This is a genomic window from Desulfobacterales bacterium, from assembly GCA_021647905.1.
GTDB lineage: Bacteria > Desulfobacterota > Desulfobulbia > Desulfobulbales > BM004 > JAKITW01.
Map to the genome: position 1 here is coordinate 1 of JAKITW010000094.1, position 9605 is coordinate 9605.

Genomic DNA, 9605 nt, shown 5'->3' on the forward strand with positions numbered 1-9605 from the left:
CGGGCGCTGTTCAACCCTTCCCCCAAGGGGCTGACTTCGACCGAAGCGGCCCGTCGTCTTGAGCGTTACGGGCTCAACGAGTTGCGGGAGGCGGCCAAACGGTCGCCCCTGGCCATGCTCCTGGATCAGTTCCGTGATCCGATGATCATCCTGCTGCTGGTTGCCGCGGTTGTTTCCGGGGTGATCGGCGAATCCCAAGACACCATCGTTATCCTGGTCATTGTTATCCTCAACAGCATCATCGGTTTTGTCCAGGAATACCGGGCCGAAAAGGCGATGGCCGCCCTGAAGGCCATGGCCGCCCCCTGGGCGGTGGTGATCCGGGACGGGGTGGTGACCCGGATCGCGGCCCGGGACCTGGTGGCCGGCGACCTGGTCGAACTGGAGGCCGGGATGATCGTGCCGGCGGATCTCAGATTGGTGGAAACCTCGGTCCTGAAGATCGATGAGGCGCCGTTGACCGGGGAATCGGTGCCGGTTGAGAAGAATACCCTTCGAATCGCCGACGCGGCCCCGCCGCTGGGCGACCGGAAGAATATGGCCTACAGGGGGACCCGGGTTACCTATGGCCGTGGTCTCGGGGTGGTGGTCGCAACCGGCATGGCCACGGAGATGGGCCGGATCGCCGGCCTGCTTGAGGAGACGGAGGAGCTGAAGACCCCGCTCCAGCGCCGATTGGCCCGGGTGGGCCGTAATCTGGCTGTTGCCGCCATCCTGATCTGCGCGGTTGTTTTTGTTTTCGGTATCCTCCGGGGCGAGGATGTCATGCTCATGTTTCTCACCGCGGTGAGTCTGGCCGTGGCCGCGGTGCCCGAGGCCCTGCCAGCGGTGGTTACCATCAGCCTGGCCATCGGCGCCCGGCAGATGATCAAACACCAGGCCCTGATCCGCCGGCTGCCCGCCGTGGAAACCCTGGGCTCCACCACGGTCATCTGTACTGATAAGACCGGGACCCTGACCTTGAACCAGATGACCGTGGAGCAGCTGCTGGACGCGGATTTCCAGCCAATAACGGAAGTTCCTCCCCAGGTGCGGGATACCCCCCACGTCTCTCCCCTGGGTCGGTTGCTGCTGGCCATGGCGCTCAGCAATGATGTCAAGCCGGATGAGAACGGCGAACCGGTGGGCGATCCCACCGAGGTGGCGATCTATCAGAAGGCCGCTGAACTGGGCTTTGCCAAGGAGGGGCTGGTCGACCGCTACCCCCGGGTGGCGGAGATCCCCTTCAGTTCCGAACGGCAGGCCATGACCACTGTACATCAGACCCCGGACGGTGATTTTCTTGTCTTTACCAAGGGCGGATTTGAAGCGGTCACGGACAAATGCAACGATATTGATACCCGGACCGCTGAACAACGGCTTGCCGAGATGGCTGGGGCCGGTCTGCGCACCTTGGCATACGGTTGTCGCAACCTGGATGTCCTGCCAAGGGAACTGCTCCCGGAACAGGTGGAGAACGGGCTGGCCTTCCTCGGCCTGAGCGGGGCCCTGGACCCGCCGCGGCCCGAGGCGGGTGAAGCGGTGCGGACCTGTGTTGCCGCCGGTATCCGTCCGGTGATGATCACCGGAGATCATCCGCTTACCGCGGCTAACATTGCCTTGCGGCTGGGGATCATCGACAGTCGGGAGGCCCGGGTGGTGACGGGCCGGGAGCTTGCTGAAATGGCGCCGGCCGAATTGGTGGAGGTTGTTGACCGGGTTGCGGTCTACGCCCGGGTGGCGCCGGAACAGAAGCTCAAGCTGGTGGCGGCCCTGCAGCAGCGGGGCGAGGCAGTGGCCATGACCGGCGACGGAGTCAACGACGCCCCGGCCCTGAAAAAGGCCGATATCGGTATCTCCATGGGGATTACCGGCACCGACGTGGCCAAGGAGGCCTCCAGCATGATCCTCCTGGACGATAATTTTGCCACCATTGTCCGGGCGGTCCGCGAGGGCAGGAAGATCTACGACAATATCTGCAAGTTCGTCAAATATACCCTGACCAGCAATGCCGGCGAGATCTGGACCATCTTTCTCGCCCCCTTTTTCGGCATGCCGATCCCGCTCCTGCCGATCCATATCCTCTGGATCAACCTGGTGACCGACGGCGCTCCCGGCCTGGCCCTGACCGCCGAACCGGCGGAGGCGGAAATAATGCATCGGCCGCCGCGGCCCCCGGATGAAAGTTTTTTTGCCCGGGGATTGTGGCAGCAGATCATCTGGGTCGGAGTACTGATGGGCGGGGTCTGTCTGTTTACCCTGAAGATCGCCCTGGTCAACGGCTGGCACTGGCAGACCATGGTCTTTACGGTGCTCTGCCTGTCCCAGTTCGGCAACTCGCTGGCGATCCGTTCCGACCGGGATTCCCTGTTCAAACAGGGCCTGCTCTCCAATCCCTTTCTCTTCTGGGCCGTGCTGATCAGTGTCGGGCTGCAGCTGGCGATAATCTATGTGCCGGTGCTGCAATCGATCTTTCACACCCAGGCCCTGGGCCCCACTGAACTGCTGATCGCCCTCGGGCTGTCGACCCTGGTATTCTGGGGGGTGGAGCTGGAGAAACTGCTGGTGCGCCGGGGATGGATCCATTACTGATCCAGGTCTCGGCCATCGGCTTGAGCCTGTTCACCATCAAAAAAGAGTTCTTGTGACCTGATTGTGCCGGTCATGCGTCCTCTATTAACGGAAGAAGAATACTCATGATGGATGACGATGGACGGTTATTGTCCATGAATCCGGGGAGGTTGTAACGATGTCCGTATTTGTTGTCATTCAGAGCTGGTTCGCGGGATTTGCACCAGCCGACTGGGCCGGGCTGGCCTTTTTTCTGGCCGGTCTTTTCGGCTACCGCTTCTTTCTCGCCCAGATGCTGAAGTATCGGCCAACCGATCTTTTTCTCGGCAAGTTACAGAAATACCGCACCGCCTGGATCGAGGCCCATTCGGGCGGAACGGACAACATGGTGGTGGTTCAGACCCTGCGCAACACCATCATGAGCGCCTCTTTCCTGGCCTCCACCGCGGTGATCCTGATCATGGGCGCCTTCAACCTGCTCCATACCCTGGGCCGGGCCGGGGCTGCGTTGGAACCGACCGTCGAGGTGGTCAAGATCCTGTTGATTATTCTCCTGCTCTTTTATACCTTTTTCAATTTTACCTGGTATATCCGCGAGACCAATTACATGTCCTTTATCCTCAACATCCCCAAGGATCGCCTGGATCAAATCGAGGACGGTGATTCCACCGCCCGGATCGCCCAGATGTTCCTCACCTCCGGGATCTATTTCTCCCTGGGCATGCGCGGTTATTATTTCCTGGTTCCCCTGCTGCTCTGGTTCTTCAGCCCGGTCCTGATGATCGGCGCCACCGGGGCCATCCTTTACATCCTGCTGCGTCGCGACCTGGCCGGCGGGTAAGTCGCGCGGGTTCCGGCAACCGGATGATAGCTGTTGCCGCCGGGGCGTTCAGCAGGTGGAGTAACCGCAGCTGATGCATTGATTGCAGCCGCCGTTGCGGCGCATGGTCAGCTTGCCGCAGGTGGGGCAGGAGCTATAGGTGGAGGGCTCGACATAGGGTTCCGGCTCCTCCTGTTCGTCCGGGGTGACCGCGCAGTTGTCAAGCACCTTGGCCAGGGCCGCCGGGATGGAGAAGACCCGGCCCAGTCGCAGGTTCTGCCACACTGCGTCCGATGAGATGTCCGCCAGGGTGCGGGCGATCTTGCCCATCAACCGGTAATCGTGCTGCAGGGCCACCGAGATCACCCGGCCCAGGGCCTCGCACATCCCGTGGATGGTGGAGCCGGACTTGGTGGTGTTGAGGAATATTTCGCGGACATGGCCCTGGCTGCCCCGGTTGGCGGTAACATAGAGAGAAGAGGGGCCGGTGAACTTGAAGGTGTGGCCGGAACGCTCGGGCAGATCGGAAAAGTCGTGGTCCGGAACCGGTTCCTTGATGGCGGAATCGCTGAGCACCCCGGTCATCGAGGAGTCTCGGAACATGGTGACCCCTTTCAGTTTGCTCTTGCGGGCCACGAAAAGCATGTTCTTGATCTCGTCCACCGTGGTTTCGGCCGGCAGGTTGATGGTCTTGGACACCGCGGTATGGTTGAAGGTCTGGCAGGCCTCCAGGATCCGGATCTGCTGGAGCGGGGTGATCTTGTGGGCGGTCTGTCCCTCGATCCAGGCCAGCTTGTCCTTTTCATAGCCGTAGAACTCCAGGGGGACCAGGGTGAATTCCTTCCATGAGTCGTCGGCATCCTTGACCTTGCGGGTCTGGATCATCGAGAAGTAGGGCTCAACCCCGGTGCAGGCGGTGCGCAGCAGCTGGGAGATCGAGCCGGTGGGGGCCTGGGAGGTGGTCACTGAATTGTACAGACCGCCCAGTTTCTTGACCGTGGTAAAAAGTTTGTTGATCCGGTTCTGCCAGGTGATTTTTTTCGGCATGGCTGATTTTACGAAATCAACGGCCTCCTGGTGGATCTTGTCCACATACTCCATGTTCCATTCCCGGGCCTCCAGTTTTTTTCCGGTCCTGGCGCTGAAGGCGGCATAGTCCAGGCTGCCCTGCATGGAGCCGGTCATCAGGGCCAACTGGGTGGCCTTGGCAAACAGCGGCGCCTTGTTTTCATCGCCATAGGAGATGTCAAAGGCGTTCATCGCATGGTGCAGGCCGGTAAAGCCGATGCCGATGGGCCGGAACTTGAGGGTGTTCTCCTTGATCCGTTCAATGGGCGGGAAACCGCCCATGTCCAGGATCTCGTTGCCGGCAACGGCGGCCAAACGGGCCGTCTCGTAAACCTTTTCCAGGTACACGCCCTGGTTGGCGCCCAGGCAACTCGGCAGACTGACGGTGAGCAGGTTGCAGGCGGTATCCTTGGTGGAGAGATATTCGCCGCAGGGGTTGGAATAGACCGGGTTGTAGCGGCGGGGCACCGGGGTGTTGTCCAGGCTTTTCTGGGTAAAGAGCAGGCCGGGATCGCCTGATTTCCAGATGTACTCGGCAATCAACTGGATCAGCTCCTCCTGGTCCCAGAACCGTTCGTCAGTAACGTTGACCGACACGTTGCAGCCGCTGTAGAGCCCCGGGCAGTCGCCCTTGAAGGTGATCAGCTCCTTGATGTCCTTGATGTCCCAGTCGGCCTGGATCATCAGGGCGCCGCGCCGCTTGCCGCCCTGGCTGATCCGGGCCGAGAGCTGGGAGTAGCCCTTGGCAAAGGAGACCGGTCCCGAGGCCAGTCCCTGGCCGTGATCCACCATGGAGCCCCGGGGCCGGATCCTGGAGATGTCGATGCCGCCGCCGCCGGAATGCTGAAAGATGGTGACCAGGTCGCGCTCCATGTCAAAGATTTCCCTGGTGGAGTCACCCACCCGGCCCAATGGATAGCAGGAATAATACCCCTTGCGTCTGGTATGGGGGTTGCCGCCGTTCATCAGAAAGGGAGTGGCGGTGATGAAGCGACCGGCCTTCAAGGCATCGCTGACCCCGGGATAGGTGAACTCACCGCTGATCCGGTCAATGACCTGGGAGAGACGTTCTTCCAGCGGCTGGCCGGTTTCCGGGTCCCGGACCGCATACCGCTCGCGGATCAGATAGGTCTCGAACCGGTTCCATTCCTTGACAGCGGCTTGCCGGGAGATGGGCAGTTTCATCAATGTGCTCTCCTTTAGATTGTTTACGGTGGATAGGGACTTGACGGCCGGGATGGTACGGGTGAAGTTGTCCGGGAGTAACCACTCACAGGGTGGCGCGATCACCTGTCGCGTACACTCCTTGCCCTGTAAGCTCTCACAGGTGCCGGAGATGCGCGAAAGAGGCCTGTTCGCTATACACCGGGTATGCGGACAGGCCGATGACAAAGCAGATTCGGTGCCTGTGAGAGCTTACGTCCGGGAAAGGTGGAACAGACGCGGCAGGAGCGGAGATGCGATTGTTTCCCCGCAACCGTTGCGGTCGGAACGTCCCGTGGGCAGGCGTAACTATAGGCCAAAGTCGCTTGTGTGTCAAAGCAAAATGAACCACAAGATGTAGTGGTGGGTTTTTTAATCGTCACTGCATCGGCCCCATCTTACCATTGGGAATCAAGCGGGCGGCAAGAGAAATGCCGGGTTTGCGGCACCGGTCCCGGCCGTGAAAAAAAAGAGGGGCCCGGCTGTTGCCGCGCCCCTCTGCTGCCGCATGTCAGATATTAAACCGGTTGGGCAATTACTCTTCAACCACCGTTGAGATGGTGGCGGTCACCCGCCGGTTCTTGATCCGGCCTTCCCGGGTATCGTTGGAGGCAACCGGGTTTGCCTCGCCATAGCCCTTGGCTCGCAGCCTGGTTCCGTTGATGCCGAACTCCTTGATCAGGTAGTTGCGGATGCTGTCGGCCCGCCGCTGGGATAGCCCGAGATTGTACCGGGCCGGGCCCATGGAGCAGGTGTAGCCCTTCAGAAAGACGCTGACCCGCGGGTATTTTTTCATGAAATCAGCCACCGCCCGGAGGCGGTCATGGTATATCGGCTTGACATCGGCCTTGTCGAAATCAAAGTTCACCAGCAGGTTGATGGACACGGGTTCCATGATCTCGATCCGGCAGCCCTTGCTGTCGACCTTGAGCCCGTACAGGGTGTTGGGGCACTCGTCCCTGGAGTTTCTCACTCCGTCGCGGTCGTCGTCTCCGTCGGCGGCCAGGAATATCTTTTCAACAAAGCCGGCCATGCCGGCCCCGGAGTTGATCGCCGCGGCAGTGGTGGCAAAGCCGCAGCCGTCCGCGGCCGCGAGCTTGGTCAACAGCTCTTTGCCGCCCGGATCCTCACCCATCAGCACGGTGTAGATGCAGAGCCGGGAACCATACTGACTTCTAAGTCCGGCCGCTGCTTCAAGCACCTCCTCCGCGGCCATCCACTTGCCGTCGCTGAACACGATGACCGCGATCCTGCCGGTGGTGGAATCAGCCAGGTCGTCTTTTGCCGCTGCCAGGGCCTTTTCAAGCGGGCTGGTGCCGTCCGCGGTATTCTGCCCGTCAACCGCCGCGGCCAGGTCTGCCTTGGTGTAGGGGATAAGGCCGTAGACCAGGCTCTCCGCGGCGGGATTGGGGCCGAAGGTCCGCAGGGCGCCCTGCAGCGGGATGTCGGGAATGGTCCTGTTCATCTGCCGGATCAGGGCCTTGGCGCTGACGAACTTGCTCGGATTGGCCACGCCCTCGGTGCTGTCAAGGGGTGTCCGCGGGGATTCGAACATGGTGCTGGAGGCGTCGAGGATCACCAGGAAGTTCTCGGTCGTCTGGAGGTAGTCGCCGCTCTTCAGCTTGGGGTTGAGGTCCAGGGTTGAGAAGGATGCCGGTTGTTTCTGAGCGCAGCCCGTCAGCAATGCGGCGAGCAGCATCACCAATGAGACCTTGAGAATCCTGCTGATATTCATAACTACCTCCTTCGTCACTTGGTATTAAATTAAAACCGTTTGAACGTATAATTGCTGAAAGCGAAATTATTTTCATTTAATAGCATTCCGGGGGAAATCGCTAATGATTTTTTTGCCCTGGACCGTTGTTTTGGCCCCTTGCAGGGCCGCGGCGGCCAGGGGGGAAAGCGGTCGGTCCCCTGTTTCCGGACCCAGGATGAGTTCAACGATTTCTTCCGGCTTGATCTCTTCCTCCGGGGCAGCGGGCAGATAGCCGTTCAGGTCTCCGTCCACATGGCGAAGGAGTCCGTTGGCGAGCAACTGGTTCAGGACCTGGCCGATGTCCGTCACCGGCCGGTTGAGACGTCCGGCCAATCCCTCCCGGGCGGTGATTGTCCGGTTGCGGAAATTATCCAGCGCGGCCCCCATGATCTCAAAGGCCAGGGACAGGCGGTCCGCCGGGGTCAGGGGCAACTCCTTCCATCTGTGGCTCCGCCGGGTCTGTACCGCAAAGGCGACCTCGGCGCCGGCCAGAAAAACCAGCCAGCCGATATAGATCCAGAGGAGCAGCAGCGGCAGGGTGGCGAACGAGCCGTAGATCGCATTGTAGCGGGCCACCCCGATCTGTAGTTTTACGTACAGGGCCTGGATCAGCACCCAGCTTATCCCGCCGAGGATCCCGCCGGCCAGGGCCGGCAGCAGCCGCACCCGGGTATTGGGAAGAAAGGCGTAGAGGATAGCAAAGGTGAGCATTACCGCCAGCAGGGGCAGGAGCTTGAGCAGCACCGCGGTGAACCAGGTCAGGGGGATGAAGATCCGCAGCTTGTCCATGATCGCCGGACTCTGGAGCACGGTCGCGGTGGCCAGGGCCAGGTTGATTGAGATGGGCAGCAGAATCGTCAGGGCGAGATAGTTCATGATCCGCCGGGCAAAGGGGCGGTTCGACTCGGCCTGCCAGATGCTGTTCATTGCCTGCTCGATGCTGCCGAGTACGGAAATTACCGCGGCCAGCAGGCCGATGATCCCAAAGGCGCCCAGGGTGGTGAAGTTGGTCCGGTCCACATAATCGAATATCCGGTCAACGGCCCGGTGCAGGTGGGTGGTAAGGTTGGTTCCGGTGGCGTTGCCCTTGCCGGCGACCGGGGGGATGCTAGCCGTTGTTTCTCCTTCAAGGGTCACGGCCGGGGCCTGGGAGGGAGATAGTTCCAGTTGATCGATGAATCGATAGGCTGCCTGGCGCATCTGGTCGCCGGCGCCGAATCCCTTTAACACCGCGGTTCCCAGGGCCAGGGTCGGCACCAGCGACAGCACCACGGTAAAGGTCAGGGCACTGGAGCGCAGGCCGATCCGGTCCCGTTGGCATTCCCTGAGAAAGATCAGCAGCACCTGCAACAGGTTGCGGAACATCTCGGCCAGGCGGTTATCCGCCGGTGTATCCGACCAGATCCAGGCCAGAACTTTCCTGCCATGATGCTGGAGACGATCCGTCGGAGAGATAGGTTGCATCGAATCCGCCCGGGGTATGGTGTGGTTTTTTTGCTGCGCCATTGTCTGTTCCGTTCTGGATGAAGGGTAACGGTTGAACAGGCCCTGGTGAGATTCGATCCCAGGGGCTCGGCTATCTGCACCCATGCTTGTTCGGTTACCGCTTGTACGGGTTTTTGTCAAGGGAAATCAAGCGGATAATCAGCTGCTCTATCGCCCGCCACCTGGTGAAAACGGCTGGAAGCAAAAGAAGCGGCCGGGGTAGTCGGCGCTGTTCATGTGGTCTCGTCTTGACTCCTGGTCCGGAGTTGGGTATTTTAAAAAATTCTCCAGGCGCTCATGGATGAGCGAACAAGGGAACTCCGTGTGAATCGGAGACGGGCCCGCCGCTGTGATCCCGCTTTTCATGATGAAAAGAACCTCTTTGGCCTTGTGTTGCCACTGTCCCGGCCGGGATGGGAAGGCCGCCAAAGAGGCGGGAAAGTCAGAATACCTGCCTGGGGAAGCAATGGCATGACCTCCGTGGACAGAGGCGGCCGGATGATCTTGTGGAGAAACAGGGAACCCCCGGATCGTTAGTTGAATAACGGTCCGGGTATTTTTTTGCCCGGACCGGGCCGATGTAAGGTTTCGGTAACCCCCGTACGTTTGAGGTTGGACCGGGAAAGGGGTTTTCTTATAGCGAACGGTGTAGCGGACCCTGAGCCGCAGCCGTGACGGCAAAAACGGAATTTGAAACAACTTCGGCAGGATATGCTTATGGGT

Annotated in this window: 5 protein-coding genes and 1 riboswitch; of the genes, 2 read left to right on the top strand and 3 right to left on the bottom strand. The window is 60.4% G+C overall.

The annotated features are described in order from the left end of the window. Both L3J03_11525 and L3J03_11530 read left to right on the top strand, forming a co-directional pair. Positions 1-2571 (top strand): cation-translocating P-type ATPase (locus L3J03_11525; GenBank protein MCF6291609.1); only part of this gene is annotated, 2571 nt, incomplete at its 5' end. 157 nt (positions 2572-2728) lie between these two features. Next, positions 2729-3391, top strand: coding sequence for a DUF599 domain-containing protein (locus L3J03_11530; GenBank protein MCF6291610.1), 663 nt, complete (start codon positions 2729-2731; stop codon positions 3389-3391). 48 nt (positions 3392-3439) lie between these two features. Here L3J03_11530 and L3J03_11535 read toward each other — a convergent pair whose 3' ends face one another. The 3 genes from L3J03_11535 to L3J03_11545 all read right to left on the bottom strand — a co-directional run bounded on the left by L3J03_11535 (position 3440) and on the right by L3J03_11545 (position 8903). After that, complete coding sequence (locus L3J03_11535) at positions 3440-5623, bottom strand: hypothetical protein (protein ID MCF6291611.1); 2184 nt, start codon at positions 5621-5623, stop codon at positions 3440-3442. Positions 5624-6176: 553 nt separating this feature from the next. Beyond that, positions 6177-7376: an OmpA family protein gene (locus tag L3J03_11540; protein MCF6291612.1), complete on the bottom strand. Its 1200-nt coding sequence runs from the start codon at positions 7374-7376 to the stop codon at positions 6177-6179. Positions 7377-7448: 72 nt separating this feature from the next. Then, complete coding sequence (locus L3J03_11545; GenBank protein MCF6291613.1) at positions 7449-8903, bottom strand: YihY/virulence factor BrkB family protein; 1455 nt, start codon at positions 8901-8903, stop codon at positions 7449-7451. Positions 8904-9154: 251 nt separating this feature from the next. After that, positions 9155-9356: riboswitch (cobalamin riboswitch) on the top strand. Positions 9357-9605 lie beyond the last annotated feature (249 nt).